The following is a 17426-nucleotide window of genomic DNA, read 5'->3' as shown; positions in this document are numbered from 1 at the left end:
GGAAGGCTTTGATGGGAGCAAGCTCTTGTATAAGATGGTATTAGTTGCTTTAACTGACAACAGCCTGTAACTTTTCAGCCTCTGGCCCGGTCTGATGAAAGACGATAAAACCCAATCAGGCCCAAATAAGATAGGATTTCCAATGAAGTTAACCCGTGCATTTTCCCTGTGTCTGGCGCTGGCGGTTACACCCTTTGTCGGTGTCGCCTCAGCGGCTTCCGAGCCGGATGATCAACTGAAGCAAAAGCTCAGTGACACCTTGGGTATTGAAGTGATCTCTATGGCAGATTCACCCATTCCAGGTTTGTATCAGGCAATCACCAACCGTGGCGTACTCTATATCAGCAAAGATGGTTCCAAGCTGCTGCATGGCAATGTTTATGATATGAATCAAGGGATGAAAAACCTCACCGAGGCGGCGCTTGCTGGCCCAAGGCTCGAGATGCTTAAGCCATTTGAAGATAAGATGCTGGTCTACAAGGCCAAGAACGAAAAACATGTGGTGACTGTCTTTACCGATATCACCTGTGGTTATTGCCGTAAGCTGCATAACCAGATGCAGGAATACAATGATTTGGGGATAACAGTGCGCTATTTGGCTTATCCCCGCCAGGGCGTACCTTCACCCAACGCCCAGGAGATGGAAGCGGTTTGGTGTGCCAAGGATCCTCACAAGGCCATGGATGATGCCAAGGCCGGCAAGAGTATCAAAATGGCTAAGTGCGATGCCAATATTCCTGGGCAGTATCAACTGGGGATGAGTTTCGGCATCAATGGTACTCCGGCGGTTATCCTCGAAGATGGCAGCCTGATCCCGGGTTATCAGCCACCGAAAGAGTTGTTGTATAATCTTGAGCGTGCTCAGCAGTAATCGAAAAATCCCATTCAAAAAGGCGAGCAACCCACTCGCCTTTTTGTTATCTTGCCCGGCAAAGCCATTTTCAAGAATAGCCCACAGTGATCCACAAAATCGTCCGTCGTCCCAGGGTGGACGACAGCCATTTACCCGCAAATCTACATCCGCTTTTAAAACAGATTTACGCCTGTCGCGGCGTTCAGGCTCCCGAGTGCGAGTTGGTGCTCAAACGTCTGCTCAGGCCGGATACCATGCTGGGCTTGCAGCAAGGGGCCGAGCTGGTGGCCGATGCCATCGCGGCCAATCGCCGTATTCTGATCATGGGTGATTTCGATGCCGATGGCGCCACCTCCACCAGTGTGTGTCTGTTGGCGCTCAGAATGATGGGAATGGAAAACTGTGATTATCTGATCCCCAATCGTTTCGATTATGGCTATGGCCTCAGCCCTGAAATAGTGGCAGTGGCGCACGGCAAGGGCGCCGAGCTACTAATCACTGTCGATAACGGTATCTCCTCCATCGAAGGCGTCAGGGCTGCCAAGGCGCTGGGGATGACGGTTGTCATCACAGATCACCATTTGCCGGGCAATGAATTACCCGAGGCCGATGCCATCATTAACCCCAACCAACCCGGTTGCAGCTTCGCTTCCAAGTCGATTGCCGGGGTCGGGGTGGCTTTCTATCTGATGTTGGCACTGCGGGCCGAGCTGAGAAAACGTCACTGGTTTGTTAATCATGCCTTGGCCGAGCCCAACTTGAGCGTATTGCTGGACTTGGTGGCCCTGGGCACAGTGGCCGATGTAGTGTCGCTCGATGCCAACAACCGTATTTTGGTGGATGCCGGTATCAAACGGGTGCGAAACGGCGCCTGTCGTCCGGGGATCACCGCCTTGCTGGAGGTGGCCCGCCGCAATCCGGCGCGTTTGGTGGCCGCCGATTTCGGCTTTGCGGTTGGCCCCAGACTCAACGCCGCCGGAAGGCTGGATGAGATGGCACTCGGGGTCGAAACCCTCTTGTGTGATGACATGCTCAAGGCAAGAAGGATGGCGGCCGAGCTCGATGGCCTCAATGCCGAGCGCCGCGAGCTGGAAACCGGCATGCAGCAAGAAGCGATGAAGAGCCTGGAGGCGCTGCAGCTCAAAGAGAGTGAACAGCCCTGGGGCATAGCCCTGTATCAGCCGGACTGGCATCAGGGGGTGATAGGTATTCTGGCTTCCCGGATTAAAGACAGGTTTCACCGCCCGGTAATCGCCTTTGCCGAAGCCAGCGACACTGAAATCAAGGGCTCAGCCCGCTCCATCAAGGGGCTGCATATGCGCGATCTGCTGGAGCTTATCAATGCCCGTCATCCCGGAATGATCCTCAAGTTCGGTGGTCATGCCATGGCCGCCGGGCTGTCTTTGCGTAAGGATGCCTTCGAGCAGTTTGCCGAGGCCTTTGACACCTGTGTCCGTGAGCTGCTGACCCTGGAAGATCTCAATGGCGAGCTATTCTCCGACGGTGAATTGCCGCTTGAATGCTTTACCCTGGATACGGCGCAACTGCTCAGAGATGCCGGTCCCTGGGGCCAGGCCTTCCCCGAGCCGCTATTTGATGGCCATTTCAGAATTCTGCAGCAGAGACTGGTGGCAGAGAAACACCTTAAACTGGTGCTGGAGACTGAGTGCGGCCGGATCATGGCCGATGCCATCGCCTTCAATGTGGATCTCAAGACCTGGCCCGATGCCAGCATCAATCATGTGCGCCTGCTGTATAAGCTGGATGTGAACGAGTTTCGCGGCAACAGTAACCTGCAGTTGCTGGTTGAGCAGCTGGAGCCCCTGTAAAACAAGCAGTAAAACAATCAGTAAAACAGGCAGTAAAACAGGCAGCAAAACCAAGTGCAAACCGGGGTCTATTTAAGATAGAGACAGGCTGAGTAACGGCTCATATGTCGCAGGAGAGCAAGATGAATAATCTGTTTGCCAACATACCCAAGCAGCTCGATGCCGAGCAGTTTGACGCGCTTTTGGCTACGCCGGATCTTAAAATTGAGCGCATTCTGTCCCACGGTCAGGTAACGCCCGAAGGGCAATGGTACGATCAAGCGCAGCATGAATGGGTATTGCTGCTGCAGGGCGCCGCCCGGCTGCAATATCAAGATGGTTCAGAAGTGAGCCTGAACCCGGGGGACTGGCTCAATATCCCCGCTCATGTACGCCACAGAGTCAGCTGGACCGCCGAGGATCAAACCAGCGTCTGGTTGGCCATTTTTTACTCCTGAACCGACGGTTCTTGCTCTGCTCTTGCTCTGCAATCCGCTCAATTTTCCACAAAAAAGCCGCCAGCAGGCGGCTTTTGGCATTCAAGCTTAGGGCTTACTTGATGGTTTTAACCCCTTCTGGGGTGCCCACCAGTAGCACATCGGCGCCACGGTTGGCGAATAGACCATTGGTCACTACGCCCACTATGGCATTGATCTGCACTTCCAGCTCTTTGGGATTCAGTATCTTCAGGTTATAGACATCCAGAATGACGTTGCCGTTATCTGTTACCACACCCTCACGATAGACAGGATCGCCACCCAGTTTCACCAGCTCACGGGCCACATAGGAGCGGGCCATGGGGATCACTTCTACCGGCAGCGGGAAGTTGCCCAGCACATCGACTTGCTTGGTGTTATCGACGATACAGATAAACTTGTCGGCCACGGCCGCAACTATCTTTTCCCGGGTCAGCGCGGCGCCGCCCCCCTTGATCATGTCCATGTGGCCGTTGATTTCATCGGCGCCATCGACATACACAGACAGCTTGTCTACCGAATTGAGATCAAATACAGGGATCCCCAACTGTTTGAGCTTGGCGGTGGAGGCTTCAGAGCTGGAAACCGCGCCTTCAATTTCGGCCTTTATCGTGGCCAGAGCATCGATAAAGTGGTTGACGGTAGAGCCGGTGCCCACGCCAACTATGCTGTCTTTCTCGACATATTCCAGCGCCGCCCAACCGGCCGCCTTCTTCATTTCATCTTGGGTCATAATGCCATCCTGTTGATTCTGACAAATTCACTTGAACTTGCCCTAGTATACTCCGAGTTGCAGTGAAAAGTGCCGCTCAATCTTGTCCTGAAGAATAGTTCTTGAAGAACAACATAGGTTAAGCATTTTTTACTGCGCCCGCCTGCGCCCATGCGCTACCATAGCCGGTGGGGGAACGGCCAGGCTGATGTGGCAGTACTGCGCTGAAAAAGTGCACTGGTGCCGCTTGAATATGTCGCATACCGAACCTATTTAGAGCGCAAAACTGACCTGGTTTAAGGAGATTTAAATGGCTGGAGCGAGTCTACTGACTCTTTTGGATGATATTGCCACCATCCTGGATGATGTGGCGGTAATGAGTAAGGTTGCTGCCAAGAAAACTGCCGGGGTGTTGGGAGATGATTTGGCGCTCAATGCGCAGCAGGTAACAGGGATCAGCGCCGATCGGGAGCTGCCTGTGGTATGGGCCGTTGCCAAGGGCTCTTTTCGCAACAAGCTTATTCTGGTGCCGGCAGCCCTGCTGATCAGCGCCTTTATACCCTGGGCCGTTACACCGCTATTGATGTTCGGTGGTTTGTTTCTCTGTTTTGAAGGCTTTGAAAAACTCTGGCATAAGGCCAGCCATAGCAAGGCTTCTGCCGAAGCAGACGATGAAGCCGCCGTCGAAGCTGCCATGAAAGAGGTCGAGGATATTCGTGCCTGGGAAGCGCAGAAAGTCAAAGGCGCCATACGTACCGACTTTGTGTTATCGGCGGAAATCATCGCCATCACCTTAGGGATTGTGGCGGAAAAAGCCTTTATGACCCAGTTGGCCACTCTGTCTATCATTGCCGTGGTTATGACTATCGGGGTCTATGGCTTGGTGGCCGGTATCGTTAAGCTGGATGACGTCGGGCTGTATCTTTCAAGGCGTAGAGGCGAGGGTTTTTCGGCTCACAACCTCAGGCGTATTGGGCTTATGCTGGTCAGCGCCGCGCCCAAGCTGATGAAGCTGCTCACCATAGTGGGTACCGCCGCCATGTTTATGGTGGGGGGCGGTATTCTCACCCATGGCCTGCATTGGGTCAGTGAGCAGATAACCCATGTTGCCAACTGGGTAGGCTCTCTGGCTGTGGTCGGCCCTGTGCTGGCAGCGCTGACACCTACCTTGCTCAACGCCCTGTTCGGCATTTTGGCCGGTGCTATCGCCGTGGCCTTGATGAGTATGGTGGAGCGTTTGAGAGGCAAGGGCGAAAGCCACTAAACGTGCCAAGCCAACAAAAGATCAAAGCTAAAAAGACATTGGCTTGAATTGAATTAAAAAACGCGGCACTTGAGCCGCGTTTTTTGTGTTTGGTGCGGCTCAGTTAATCACGCCACAGGCCATGCGGGCGCCACCGCCGCCCAGTGGTGACGGGTGATCTGAATGGTTATCGCCTCCCATGTGGATCATCAGCGCTTTGCCCTTGACGTCGGCCAGTTTCAACCTTGGTGCCAACACAGGTGTGGAAGCCATGCCATCAGCATCGACATAGAGCGGTGGCAGATCACCCTTGTGATTGTCATCTGTCCAGGGGTAACCGTGCTTGCCGCTGCCATCAGGGTCGAAGTGACCTCCGGCCGCGCCGCCCAATACCGTCTTGCCGTCTTTGCTGCTGGTGTCACAACTGCCATTTTGATGCACATGGAAGCCGTGAACGCCGGGCGTGAGTTGCTTGAGGTTGGGGGTTAACACCAGGCCGTAGGCAGAATCGCTGAGACTGATGCTGCCTATGGGGCTTGGGCCATCTGCCGACAGTAATGAGATGCTGACCTCTTCGGCGGCCAGATGTGATGCGGCAAACACCAGTGACAAACAACCCGGGATCAGGATGGACTTTTTCATCGCTTGTTCTCTCCTTTGAGTGGAATTCCAAAAACGACAAGGCCGACTCGGCGGCACGATCATCAGCTGTATATATGGCTTTCAGCATAGAAGTCGTTTGGACAGAGTGCCAACAGGGCGGACGTTATTAACCGGCCCTGACATTCAAGCCAACGCCATAGGAGGATTTGCTAATTCACCAAGCTATTTCAGCAGCAATAACCGCCTAGAACTAGGTCTCAGTGTTGCTCCAGCTTGGCCTGCCACAGGGCGCTTTGCTCCATGGGGCTCAGTGAACGGCGGGCGCAGTAAAGGCTGATACCGCAGCAAAGCGGCACTATCAGGAGATCCGAGGCATGAAAGCGCAGTAACAACCAGAGTGCCAGGCTATAAAGCAGTAGCGTAATCAGCGGAACCGGCAGCAAAAGCTGCCACTCGAAACACTTCCCCAGCCATCTGGCACCCAGGCCCACAGCCACCGCCGGCAGCATATACAGCCAAACCAGAGTGCTGTTGCTGCTGGCCATAAATAGAAACAGCCATACAGCAAGAATGGCGCCCAGCAAGGCGCCGAGCATTGCCTTGGGCCGTGACTGTTGCCGGCGCATATTTTGATAGGTTTCCCGCTGCATCTGCTGCTTAACCTTGGCCCGCTGGGCACTGTCTGGTCTATCAAGGCTGCGATACTGGCGTGCCATACTTGCTTACTCCGCGACATCTCTGGCTGACTTTATACCACTTTTTTGGGTCAAGATTCAGCCGTCAGAGTGTTGAAGCTATGCAGCTTGTCCGGGGTGACGATAAAGGGCAGCGGGATATCCCAGGGGGCGAGGGGCAGGGAGTCCACCAGCTGCAGGGTATGGGCAAAGCCGACTGCCAGCAATGGCACAGTTCGGTCGCCTTGCTGCGCCGCGGCCAGTGTTCTGTCGTAGAAGCCGCCGCCCATGCCCATACGGTTGCCCTGGGCGTCGAAGGCCACTAATGGCGTGAGGATGAGATCCAGTTCAGCCAAAGGCACCAGACTGCGGATATCCAGCCTGGGCTCGGGGATACCAAAGCTGTTTGCGTGCAGTTGACTGGCGAGTTGATAGCGCAGAAACAGTAAACGCCCCGGGGCAAAGGGATGAATGATTGGCAGACAGGTGGTTATTCCCCGTTGCCATAGCGCTTCGATAAGGGGAGCTGTGTCCAGCTCGCCGTCACAGCTAAAGTAGAGGGCGACTGTCTTGATGGCTCTGCCCTGGGCGCTCAGTTCATCGAGCAAGGTTAGAAACTGCTCACAGCCCTTGAGGGCGGCAACATGCTGCTCGGCTTCGGGAATGGCCCTGCGGGCATGGCGAATAGCCTGCCTGAGCGTCTTGCAACGCCCATCACGGTTTTGGCTGCTTGAGTCTGTGTGGGTCATAAAGAGGATGCTCCCCAGAATGTCGATGCCGGTGTAGCCCTTGAACCGTAGGTTCAAGGCGGGTAAATGATTACCTCCTAAGGCTTCTCGGTTCGCGCCGAGCATGCACAATGTCAGTAAAACATTCACCCTGAGATTAAAAATATCGGCACAGGGACATTACCAGCTGTCGCACACCCCAGGGAGCAAATTCTGGGTCGAACCTGTGAGGGTTCGTGCTATTTCAGTTTAATCCTCTCTTGCGCTTCGCTCAACCAATGCGTGCTCAAGAGTGGATTGCAGCAAACGGATTCTGTCATCCATTTGGCTCATATAATCTTGATTCTTCCGCTGCTCTTCATAGAGCTCATAGCCTATGTTGAGTGCGGCCATCAAAGCCATTTCCTCACGGCTGATGGCGTTGGTGCGGGCCTTTATCTTGCCCAGTTGCAGCTCCAATTTCTGCGCCACCGCTTGCAGTGCCTGTTCCTGACCCGGGGGACAGGCGATGGAGTAGGTGCGCCCCAACAGGGTGATATCTATGGCACTGTTACTCATCTTCCGCACGGGATCCTTTTCTTTGGCTCTGTGGCGGAATATATCTAGCTCAGCGTTAAAGTGCAAGACAAGCGCCACTTTGTTGCGTCGGCTGCTGGTTCTATGAGCTTCCCTGGCGCAAAATCCCGGCAGTAGCTAAACGGCGAAGCCTGGATGCATTGCAAATGCACGACCTGGCTCGCAGCTTGGGTAAGATTCGAGTCTTGGTCGCCACCCCTAACTCTGCTAGCATGACGGGGGTAAATTCAATACTTGGACAGCTTTATGGCAACCCCACCCTCATTACGTATCGAAAGCCTGCGCAGTGCGCTCGACAACGCCGACATAGGTCAGCATCCGGTTGAAGTGCATGGCGCTTTGGTGGGCCTGATTTGTGGCGGCGTGCCACAACAGGAGCAGGCCTGGTATCAGCCACTGCTCGAGCTGATGAACGACGGCCAGCGCCTGCCCGACGAACTGACACAACTGATAACCGAACTTTTTGGTGATACCGTCAATCGACTGCAGGATCCAGACTTTGGCTTCACCCTGCTGCTGCCGGAAGAGGAAGAACCTCTGACAGTGCGGGTCGAGGCGCTCTCGCTCTGGACTCAGAGCTTCCTCACCGGCATCGCCATTATTCAACCGGGTTTGAATCAGGCATCGGAAGATGTTCGTGAAGTGATCAAAGATCTGGCGGAAATTGCCCAGGTAGAGTTCGATGTTGCCGACGATGACGAATCTGAAAGTGCATATCTCGAGCTGCTGGAGTTTGTTCGCATGGCCGCCATTCTCTGCTATTCAGAGTTCGGCCCAGAGTTGCCTGATCTCGACGCCGAAACACAAGACAATAATACGCTGCATTGACAGGGCGCCCGTTCGCCCGGTCATTTTCTGTGACGGCACCCATTGAGCGTGCCTGAGTAGAGGAAAGATGAACCCGCAAGTTGACGCCCAAGCTGTGAGTCAGGAATGCACTGAGCTGGATATCGCCATTGTCGGCGGCGCCATGGCCGGTGCCACCTTGGCATTGGGGCTGGCCGACCTGGCCAGGAAACTCTCCCGTCCGCTGAAAATAGCCGTTATCGAGGCCTTCGATCCCGCCAGGCAACATCCTGGTTTCGATGCCCGCTCCATCGCCATAGCCAATGGCTCAGTGTTTGAACTCAAGCGCCTCGGTATCTGGCCTTTGCTTGCAGACCTGGGCACGGCGATAACCGATATTCATGTCTCGGATCGCGGCCATTTCGGCATGACAGAACTCAACTCCGAGCAGTTTGCGCTGGACTCCCTCGGCCAGGTGGTGGAACTCGAGCGGGTCGGCCAGCGGCTGTTTGGCGCCATCGGCAAGAGTGATATCCAGCTTTATTGCCCGGCGCGTCTCGAGAAGCTGCAAACCTCGGCTGCGGGCCATAGTTTAACGCTCAGTAATGGTCAGCGGCTTTCCTGCCGCTTATTGCTGGCGGCAGATGGGGTTAACTCCTCGGTGCGTGCCCAGCAGCAACAGGCGTTGCAGCAGTTTGAGTTTGGTCAGAGCGCGGTTATCGCCAATGTTGCTACCGACAAGCCCCATAATGGCATGGCCTGGGAGCGCTTCACCGAGCACGGCCCGCTGGCTTTGCTGCCTATGGGCGACAGCGACGGCCAGGCCCGGCTCTCTCTGGTGTGGGCCTTGCCCCATGAAGAGGCCGAGCGGGTGCAAGCTTTGCCGCAGGCCGAGTTTTTGCAGCAGCTGCAACAGGCCTTCGGTTATCGGGCCGGGCGTTTTGTGGCCGTGGGGGAGCGTCACCGTTACCCACTGAGTCTCTCTTACATGCCAAGACCCATCTATCACCGCACGCTTTATTTGGGCAATGCCGCCCAGACTCTGCACCCGATAGCCGGGCAGGGGTTCAATCTGGGACTCAGGGATCTGGTCACTGTGCTGGAAACGCTGGAGCCGGTATTGGCCAAAGGCACTGACCCAGGCGCAGCCCAGGTGCTGCATGCCTATCATGCCGCCCGTGAGCAGGACAGACGCCAGACCATCAACAATATTGAGTTTCTGGTGCGCGGTTTTTCCAACAACTACTGGCCGCTGGTGGCCGGACGTAATTTGGGACTCAGGATCCTCTCCTGGTGTCCACCTCTCAAGACCCCGGTGGCCCACAGAGCCATGGGGTGGCACAGGCAATCGGCTGCTTGTTTGTTTTCCAGGAGTCAGTGACGATGAATTTCCAAAGCTATGATGTGGCCGTGGTGGGCGGCGGTATGGTGGGACTGGCAACGGCCTGCGGTTTGGAGCAGGCCGGGCTCAAGGTGGTGGTGATAGATGCCGCCGGTGCCGCGCCGGTCGAGGGTGCGCCGCGCCTGAGGGTCAGTGCCATCAACAAGGCCAGCCAGGCGCTGCTTGAACACTTGGGTGCCTGGGCCTATCTGGACAAGTCCCGTCTCGGGCCATACAGCAAAATGGATGTCTGGGAAAAAGACGGCATGGGGCGCATCCAGTTTGATGCCCAGAGCCAGTGTGAGACTTCCCTTGGCACCATAATCGAAAACGATGCCATTCACTACGCCCTGGCCCAGCGAGCCGCAGAGCTGGAACAGCTGACACTGCTGGAACACACCCGGCTTGAGCGTATCGCCTTTGGTGAGCGTGAAGCCTGGCTGACGCTGGATAACGGCGATAACCTCAGTGCCGCCCTGGTGGTGGCTGCCGATGGCGCCAACTCCTGGGTTCGTCAGCAGTGCCAGATCCCACTGACTTTTTGGGATTACGGTCATCACGCCATAGTCGCCAGCATTCGCACTCAGTTGCCCCATGGTGACTGTGCCCGCCAGGTGTTCAGTGCCGACGGCCCACTGGCGTTTCTGCCGCTTTATGAGAGCGACCTCTGCTCCATCGTCTGGTCGGTGCCGCCGCAAAAGGCCGAAGCCTTGCAGGCTTTGGATGATGAGGCCTTCTCCCGGGCGCTGACCGCCGCCTTCGATGGTCGACTGGGCCTGTGTCAGCTGGAGAGTGAACGCCGGAGTGTTCCGCTGCGGATGCGTTATGCGCGCCATTTCGCCCGCCATCGTTTGTTGCTGGCCGGCGATGCGGCGCACACCATACATCCGTTGGCGGGGCAGGGGGTTAACCTGGGCTTCCTCGATGCCGGCGCCATAGTGGAAACCGTGGCGGCATTGCACGGTGAAGGCAAGGATATTGGCGCCTATGGCGAACTGCGCGCCCTCGAGCGCTGGCGCAAGGCCGAGGCGATGGAGATGATAGCCGCCATGGAGGGGTTCAAGCGGTTGTTTGCCGGCAGTAATCCTTTGAAGAAGGCGATTCGCGATCTCGGTCTCAACTTAGTGGACAATTTCGCTGGGCTGAAAACAGTGTTCATGCAACAGGCCATGGGGCACAAATTCAAGCTGCCGCGTCTGTGCCGTCCTGAATAATCTTCATCCCCGGTTAGCCGAATGTGAAGGAAAATGCCCAAAAACAGTCGTTCTTGGGCGTTTTTTATGCTTTAACTGTGATTTGCTGTAAAAAAATTACAGGCAAACCATGAGAAAAATTAATCCATAATAGTTCGGATTAGAAAAATCACTTGTATACAAATTTGTGACGCAGGGTATAATTTCGCTGCATTTTAACTCAGTGTTGCCCCTGGGTGACACTGTAAAGCCCCGACTAGAAGGGATAACAATGGCTAATAAAACTGTACTCTTTAACAAGCACTTGGAAGCCAATGCCAAGATGGTTGATTTTCATGGTTGGGAGATGCCACTCAACTATGGTTCGCAGATAGAAGAACATCACGCAGTGCGTCAGGACGCCGGTATGTTCGACGTCTCCCATATGACGGTTGTTGATGTCAGCGGCAGCGACGCCAAAGCCTTCCTGCGTAAACTGCTGGCCAACGATATCGCCAAACTCAAGGTTTCCGGCAAGGCGCTGTACAGCGGCATGCTGAACCATGAAGCCGGGGTGATTGACGATCTGATCACTTATTATCTCGATGACACCCATTACCGGGTTGTCGTCAACTCAGCCACCCGCGACAAAGATCTCGCCTGGATTGCCGAGCAGTCCAAGCCCTATGATGTCACAGTGACAGAGCGTCCTGAGCTGGCGATGATTGCCGTGCAGGGCCCTAACGCCAAGGCCAAAGCCGCCACTGTGTTCACTGCCGAGCAAAACGCGGCCGTTGAAGGCATGAAGCCTTTCTTCGGTGTGCAGGCGGGCAACCTGTTTGTGGCTACCACAGGTTACACAGGTGAAGAAGGTTACGAAATTACCGTGCCGGCAGAAGAAGCCGAAGCTCTGTGGCAAGCGCTGCTCGATGCCGGTGTTAAGCCATGTGGTCTGGGCGCCCGTGATACGCTGCGCCTGGAAGCCGGGATGAACCTCTACGGTCAGGACATGGACGAAACCATTAACCCATTGGCCGCCAATATGGGCTGGACCATTGCCTGGGAGCCGAGCGATCGTGACTTTATCGGTCGTGAAGCCCTGACAGCCATCAAAGCGGCCGGAGCCGACAAGTTTATTGGCCTGGTGATGGAGCAAAAAGGCGTGCTGCGCCACGGCATGCCGGTATTCTTTACCGATGCCAACGGCCAAGAGCAGGAAGGCGTGATCACCAGCGGTACATTCTCACCGACATTGGGCTATTCTATTGCGATGGCCCGGGCACCGAACTCCATTGGGGATACGGCCGAAGTCGAAATGCGCAAGAAGCGCGTCGCTGTTAAAGTAGTGGCGCCAGGCTTTGTGCGTAACGGTAAACAAGCATTCTAAAACACGGGAAAGGAACAAGAATAATGAGCAATATTCCAAGCGAACTGAAGTACGCTTCTTCTCACGAATGGATCCGCAAGGAAGAAGACGGTAGCTACACAGTCGGTATCACTGAACATGCGCAGGAGCTGCTGGGTGATATGGTTTTCGTTGAATTGCCGGAAGTAGGCGACACTGTCAGCGCCTCTGAGGATTGCGCTGTGGCCGAGTCTGTTAAGGCCGCTTCAGATATCTATGCCCCTCTGTCCGGTGAAGTGATTGCCATCAACGAAGCGCTGGAAGACAGCCCTGAGCTGGTCAACAGCGATGCATTCGGTGACGGCTGGTTCTTCCGTATCATGCCTTCTGACCTGTCTGAGCTGGATAACCTGCTGGATGCCGAAGGATATCAGGCTGTCATCGACGAAGAATAAGCGTCGCTGAAAAACGAAGCCCTCCGGGGCTTCGTTTGTTTTACCACTAAATAAAGAGACTGGTACACCGCCTCCCTACGGCTGGATACCGGCGAACATGGAACAAGGTTAATCATGACCAAGCAAACCCTCACTCAGTTAGAGCAGCACGAACTCTTTATCCGTCGTCATATCGGCTCCGACGCCCTGCAGCAGCAAGAGATGCTGAACTATGTTGGCGCCGAGTCACTGGAAGATCTGACGGCGCAGATAGTACCGGAGTCGATTCGTCTGAACCGGGATCTGGCCGTGGGCGAAGCCTGTGGCGAAGCCGAAGGTCTGGCCTATATCAAGGGCCTGGCCAAGCAGAACAAGGTATTCAAGAGCTACATAGGCATGGGCTACTACGGCACTGAAGTGCCTAACGTCATTTTGCGCAATGTGCTGGAAAACCCGGGTTGGTACACGGCTTATACCCCATACCAGCCGGAAATCGCCCAGGGTCGTCTGGAAGCGGTACTGAATTTCCAGCAGATGTCGATGGACCTCTCCGGCCTGGATCTGGCCTCCGCCTCGCTGCTGGACGAAGCCACTGCCGCCGCCGAAGCCATGGCGCTGGCCAAACGGGTATCCAAGGCCAAGAAAGCCAATATCTTCTTCGTTGCCGATGACGTGTTCCCGCAGACGCTGGATGTGGTCAAGACCCGCGCCGAATGCTTTGGTTTTGAAGTCGTCGTCGGCCCCGCCGAGGAAGCGCTCAATCATGAACTCTTTGGTGCCCTGTTCCAGTACAGCGGCAAGACAGGCGAGCTGAACGATCAGCGTGAACTCTTTGCCAAGCTGCGTGAGCAGAAAGCGATTGTGGCTGTTGCCGCCGATATCATGTCGCTGGTATTGCTCAAGTCTCCCGGTAGCCTGGGCGCCGACGTGGTCTTTGGCAGCGCGCAGCGTTTCGGCGTGCCTATGGGGTATGGTGGCCCGCACGCCGCTTTCTTTGTGACCCGTGACGAGCACAAGCGTTCCATGCCTGGCCGTATCATAGGCGTTTCCAAAGATAGCCGCGGCAACACAGCGCTGCGGATGGCGATGCAAACCCGTGAGCAGCATATCCGCCGCGAAAAGGCTAACTCGAATATCTGTACCGCGCAGATCCTGCTGGCCAACATGGCCTCTTTCTACGCTGTATACCATGGCCCACAAGGGCTGAAGACCATAGCCGAGCGTATTCACCGCCTGACCGATATTCTCGCCGCCGGCCTCAAGGCCAAGGGCGTTGAGCTGGTCAACGCTAGCTGGTTCGACACTCTGACCTTAAAAGTGGCCGATAAAGACGCCGTGCTGGCTCGCGCCATTGCCGCCGAGAGCAACCTGCGTATCGATGCCGAAGGCACTTTGGGTGTCAGCCTGGATGAAACCACGACTGCTGATGATCTGGCGGCCCTGTTCGATATCATTCTGGGCGCCGGTCATGGCCTGGATGTGGCGGCTCTGGATGCTGAAATCCTTGCCAAGGGCAGTGAGTCCATCCCTGCGGCGCTGCTGCGTGATGAGGCTATTCTGACGCATCCAACCTTCAACAGCTTCCACAGCGAAACCGAGATGCTGCGCTACATCAAGCGTCTTGAAAACAAAGACCTGGCGCTGAACCACTCGATGATCTCTCTGGGTTCATGCACCATGAAGCTGAACGCTACCGCCGAGATGCTGCCAATCAGCTGGCCGGAATTTGCCAACCTGCATCCTTTCTGCCCGCTGGATCAAGCCAAGGGCTATGAAAAGCTGCTCAATGAGCTGTCAGACTATCTGGTGGAAATCACCGGCTATGACGCCATGTGCCTGCAGCCCAACTCGGGTGCATCCGGCGAATACGCCGGTCTGTTGGCCATCAAGAAGTACCATGAATCCCGCGGCGAGGGGCACCGCAATGTCTGTCTGATCCCTCAGTCGGCTCACGGTACCAACCCGGCTTCGGCGCAGATGGCCGGTATGAAGATAGTGGTTGTGGCCTGTGACAAGCGCGGCAACGTGGACATGGAAGATCTGCGCGCCAAGGCGGCCGAAGTGGCGGGCAACCTATCCTGCATCATGATCACTTATCCTTCCACCCACGGCGTGTATGAAGAAACCGTCTCGGAGATCTGTGAGGTGATTCATCAACACGGTGGCCAGGTGTATCTGGACGGTGCCAACATGAATGCCCAGGTGGGTGTGACCACTCCCGGCTTTATTGGCGCGGACGTTTCCCACCTCAACCTGCACAAGACCTTCGCCATCCCTCATGGCGGCGGTGGTCCAGGCATGGGCCCAATCGGCGTAAAAGCGCATTTGGCTCCTTTCGTTGCCGGTCATACTCTGGTTAAGCCGGGCCGCGAAAGCGACAACAACGGCGCCGTTTCTGCCGCGCCTTACGGCAGCGCCAGCATACTGCCAATCAGCTGGATGTACATCAAGCTGCTGGGCGCCAAAGGCCTGCGTGAATCAACCCAGAACGCCATGCTCAACGCCAACTATGTGATGAAGAAGCTGTCAGAGCACTATCCAGTGCTGTACCGCGGCCGTAACGACCGTGTGGCTCACGAGTGCATTATCGATCTGCGCCCGCTGAAAGAAGCCTCCGGCGTCACTGAAATGGATGTGGCCAAACGCCTCAACGACTACGGCTTCCACGCTCCTACCATGAGCTTCCCGGTTGCCGGAACCCTGATGATCGAGCCGACCGAGTCTGAGTCCAAGGCCGAGCTGGACAGATTTATCGAAGCCATGGTGGCCATCCGCGGTGAAATCGCCCGGGTCGAAGCCGGTGAGTGGCCTGCGGACAATAACCCGCTGCACAATGCGCCACACACGCTAGCCGACATCATGGATCCCGCCTTCGACAGCCGTCCATACGATCGCGAACTGGCGGTATTCCCTAATGCCACAGTCAAGGCCAACAAGTTCTGGCCGACCGTGAATCGTATTGATGATGTGTATGGGGATAGGAATTTGTTTTGTGCCTGTGTGCCCATGTCTGAGTACGAGTAACATGGCTACTTGTGATAACAACAATGGAAGTTGGAAACCTCGTAATCGAAGTTGGAAACTGAAATTGAAGTTGGAAACTAACTAAGTATAGAAGGCGAACCTGATGGTTCGCCTTTTTGTTATAAGAAAGTCAGTTTTACTCAGCTTTTTAATCACAGCTCTAAAACATTAATTGACTTACATTTTCTAATATTAGTAATGTGGCTACATGTTTTTGAAAATCCAAGTATTTGAGAGGGAGTATGAAGTTTTCTGAACGGAGAATGAAGGAAGCTCTTGAGCTTTTATTAGTTCTTAAGCAGGATAGCAGCCAAGTTGGACTTCTTCTCAAACTACAAAAGCAGCTGATAAGGCAGTTTGAATCGACCAGACTAACCTAGACATTTTCTTGGTTCATAAAATAGGTTCTATCATAGTCAGCCGGAGACTGATTATTTAAATAACCATGCTTTCGTTTGCTGTTATAAAACATTTCGATGTAATCGAAAATATCTTCTTTCGCTTTTTCTCTGTTTACGTACTTTCGTCGCTTAATTCGTTCACGCTTGAGTAGTTGGAAAAAACTCTCAGCAACCGCATTATCGTGGCAGTTTCCTCTGCGGCTCATGCTAATTGACAGGTTATGCTCGGCCGCAAATCGCTGCCAATCATAGCCCGTAAATTGACTACCTTGATCTGAATGTATTATCACCGTTTGTTTTGGCTTTCGTCGCCAGACAGCGGCAAGTAAGGCGCTTAACACTAAATCTGTATGCATCATCGATTGCATCGACCAGCCAACGACTTGGCGAGAAAATAAATCAATAACCACAGCTAAATAGAGAAACCCTTCGTACGTATCGATATAGGTAATATCGGTGACCCATGCCTGATTTGGCTGTACTACATCAAACTGTCTTTTAAGCTGATTATCTGCAACAACAGAGGGCTTAGAACCATTGTTGCCTTTGCGTTTCTTATAGCCGACCTGAGCTTGGATGCCAGCTAGCTGCATTAGTCGGTAGACCCTATTTTTCGAGCAACGCTCACCTAAATCCCGCATATCGCTTTGAATTTTTCGGTAACCGTATACACAACCACTTTCTAGCCAAGATTGCTTTATTAATCCTGTTAAGCGCCTATCATTTTTAGCTCGCTTAGATTCTGGTTGCTTAAGCCAAGAGTGAAAGCCACTGCGGTGGACTTGCAAAGCCTGGCACATCAGATTAATGGGGTATTGGTTGAGCCGAGATTTTATGAACGTGTACTTTTCTTTGACTCGCCCGCAAAGTACACGGCGGCTTCCTTTAACAGATCACGCTCTTGTTGGGTACGTTTTAACTCTTTCTCCAGGGCTTTGATGCGTTTTTCTTGCTCTGATAACTCTTGATAGTGTTCGCTATTGCTACCATAGCGTTTTAGCCAGAGGTAAAGGCTGTTAGTTGAGATATCTAAACGCTCGGCAACGCTTGAGACGGAATGACCTTTTTCGGTAACTTGCTTAACGGCCAGTATCTTAAATTCTTCGGGAAATCTTTTAGCGCTCATTAATCCTCCTAGGACACAAAGTTTACTACTTATTGGTGTCTAGGAAAATCTGGTCGATTCAATGCGTTGTAACTATTGGTTCTC

Annotated in this window: 16 protein-coding genes and 1 other RNA gene; 10 read left to right on the top strand and 7 right to left on the bottom strand. The window is 54.3% G+C overall.

Annotated elements, in window-relative coordinates:
* Positions 1-142: 142 nt before the first annotated feature.
* The 3 genes from dsbC to CX651_RS00525 all read left to right on the top strand — a co-directional run bounded on the left by dsbC (position 143) and on the right by CX651_RS00525 (position 3119).
* Positions 143-871, top strand: a complete 729-nt coding sequence (gene dsbC / locus CX651_RS00535) for a bifunctional protein-disulfide isomerase/oxidoreductase DsbC (protein ID WP_101052612.1) — start codon at positions 143-145, stop codon at positions 869-871.
* A gap of 86 nt (positions 872-957) precedes the next feature.
* The gene (gene recJ, locus CX651_RS00530) at positions 958-2682 is read left to right on the top strand and encodes a single-stranded-DNA-specific exonuclease RecJ (RefSeq protein WP_101052610.1); all 1725 of its coding nucleotides are present in this window, start codon (positions 958-960) and stop codon (positions 2680-2682) included.
* A 122-nt stretch (positions 2683-2804) separates the two neighbouring features.
* Positions 2805-3119, top strand: a complete 315-nt coding sequence (locus CX651_RS00525; RefSeq protein ID WP_101052608.1) for a cupin domain-containing protein — start codon at positions 2805-2807, stop codon at positions 3117-3119.
* A gap of 94 nt (positions 3120-3213) precedes the next feature.
* Here the strand turns inward: CX651_RS00525 and rpiA are convergent, their stop codons facing one another.
* Positions 3214-3870: a ribose-5-phosphate isomerase RpiA gene (rpiA, locus tag CX651_RS00520; RefSeq protein ID WP_071475467.1), complete on the bottom strand. Its 657-nt coding sequence runs from the start codon at positions 3868-3870 to the stop codon at positions 3214-3216.
* Positions 3871-4159: 289 nt separating this feature from the next.
* Here rpiA and CX651_RS00515 point away from each other — a divergent pair, with 289 nt between their 5' ends.
* Positions 4160-5113, top strand: a complete 954-nt coding sequence (locus CX651_RS00515) for a DUF808 domain-containing protein (RefSeq protein WP_101052605.1) — start codon at positions 4160-4162, stop codon at positions 5111-5113.
* Between the two features lie 99 nt (positions 5114-5212).
* Here the strand turns inward: CX651_RS00515 and sodC are convergent, their stop codons facing one another.
* The 5 genes from sodC to zapA all read right to left on the bottom strand — a co-directional run bounded on the left by sodC (position 5213) and on the right by zapA (position 7655).
* Entirely contained in the window at positions 5213-5734 is a 522-nt protein-coding gene (gene sodC / locus CX651_RS00510; protein ID WP_101052603.1) for a superoxide dismutase family protein, read from the bottom strand.
* Positions 5735-5952: 218 nt separating this feature from the next.
* Complete coding sequence (locus CX651_RS00505) at positions 5953-6411, bottom strand: hypothetical protein (protein ID WP_101052601.1); 459 nt, start codon at positions 6409-6411, stop codon at positions 5953-5955.
* Between the two features lie 50 nt (positions 6412-6461).
* A complete protein-coding gene (locus CX651_RS00500; RefSeq protein ID WP_101052599.1) occupies positions 6462-7118 on the bottom strand; it encodes a 5-formyltetrahydrofolate cyclo-ligase in 657 nt (218 codons plus the stop codon).
* 7 nt (positions 7119-7125) lie between these two features.
* Positions 7126-7306: non-coding RNA, 6S RNA (gene ssrS, locus CX651_RS00495), on the bottom strand.
* Between the two features lie 40 nt (positions 7307-7346).
* Positions 7347-7655, bottom strand: a complete 309-nt coding sequence (gene zapA, locus CX651_RS00490) for a cell division protein ZapA (protein ID WP_039034557.1) — start codon at positions 7653-7655, stop codon at positions 7347-7349.
* Between the two features lie 264 nt (positions 7656-7919).
* Here zapA and CX651_RS00485 point away from each other — a divergent pair, with 264 nt between their 5' ends.
* The 6 genes from CX651_RS00485 to gcvP all read left to right on the top strand — a co-directional run bounded on the left by CX651_RS00485 (position 7920) and on the right by gcvP (position 15815).
* Positions 7920-8501, top strand: a complete 582-nt coding sequence (locus CX651_RS00485) for a UPF0149 family protein (protein WP_028779383.1) — start codon at positions 7920-7922, stop codon at positions 8499-8501.
* 67 nt (positions 8502-8568) lie between these two features.
* A complete protein-coding gene (gene ubiH, locus CX651_RS00480) occupies positions 8569-9840 on the top strand; it encodes a 2-octaprenyl-6-methoxyphenyl hydroxylase (protein ID WP_101052597.1) in 1272 nt (423 codons plus the stop codon).
* A gap of 2 nt (positions 9841-9842) precedes the next feature.
* The gene (locus CX651_RS00475; protein WP_101052595.1) at positions 9843-11054 is read left to right on the top strand and encodes an FAD-dependent monooxygenase; all 1212 of its coding nucleotides are present in this window, start codon (positions 9843-9845) and stop codon (positions 11052-11054) included.
* Positions 11055-11304: 250 nt separating this feature from the next.
* Positions 11305-12399: a glycine cleavage system aminomethyltransferase GcvT gene (gcvT, locus tag CX651_RS00470; RefSeq protein WP_101052593.1), complete on the top strand. Its 1095-nt coding sequence runs from the start codon at positions 11305-11307 to the stop codon at positions 12397-12399.
* Positions 12400-12422: 23 nt separating this feature from the next.
* Positions 12423-12812 carry a glycine cleavage system protein GcvH gene (gene gcvH, locus CX651_RS00465; protein ID WP_025009008.1) on the top strand — a complete coding sequence of 130 codons (390 nt, stop codon included), beginning with the start codon at positions 12423-12425 and terminating at the stop codon, positions 12810-12812.
* 114 nt (positions 12813-12926) lie between these two features.
* Positions 12927-15815 carry an aminomethyl-transferring glycine dehydrogenase gene (gcvP, locus tag CX651_RS00460; protein WP_101052591.1) on the top strand — a complete coding sequence of 963 codons (2889 nt, stop codon included), beginning with the start codon at positions 12927-12929 and terminating at the stop codon, positions 15813-15815.
* Between the two features lie 376 nt (positions 15816-16191).
* Here the strand turns inward: gcvP and CX651_RS00455 are convergent.
* Positions 16192-17342, bottom strand: a protein-coding gene (locus tag CX651_RS00455) for an IS3 family transposase (RefSeq protein WP_101052589.1) whose coding sequence is annotated in 2 segments (ribosomal slippage) — positions 16192-17096 and positions 17096-17342 — 1152 coding nt in all. Because the reading frame shifts where the segments join, the coding sequence is not laid out codon by codon here.
* Positions 17343-17426 lie beyond the last annotated feature (84 nt).

Origin of the sequence: Shewanella chilikensis (assembly GCF_002836945.1) — a bacterium.
GTDB lineage: Bacteria > Pseudomonadota > Gammaproteobacteria > Enterobacterales > Shewanellaceae > Shewanella > Shewanella chilikensis.
The sequence above is the reverse complement of the archived record's forward strand: the minus strand, read 5'-3'. Positions and strand labels throughout refer to the sequence as shown.